The sequence below is a fragment of the Halovibrio sp. HP20-59 genome (genome assembly GCF_033052795.2).
GTDB lineage: Bacteria > Pseudomonadota > Gammaproteobacteria > Pseudomonadales > Halomonadaceae > Vreelandella.
On the sequence record NZ_JAWJUW020000137.1, the window covers coordinates 1 to 250 of the forward strand.

At 63.6% G+C, this 250-nt stretch carries 1 protein-coding gene; it reads left to right on the forward strand.

Features of this window, described 5'->3' with window-relative positions; genetic code table 11:
- On the forward strand, window positions 1-250 hold a 250-nt coding region (locus tag RZA33_RS19655; RefSeq protein WP_322976233.1), incomplete at both ends, for a MarR family winged helix-turn-helix transcriptional regulator.

Below are 250 nucleotides of genomic sequence, written 5' to 3' on the forward strand. Positions count from 1 at the left end.
TTGGACGTTCTTGCGCATCCTCTGGCAAACCGACGGAATCACGCAGCGACAGTTGAGCGCACAGGCCGGCGTCATGGAGCCGACCACCTTCGCGGCGCTACAGTCGATGGAAAAGCTCGGCTATGTCAATGTCACGCGCCAGAAGATGCCGGACAGCCGCAAGCAGGTCCGAGTGTTCCTCACGCCGAAGGGCGCCGCGCTGCGCGCCGTCCTGGTGCCAGCCGCCGAGGAAGTTAACGAAATCGCGGTG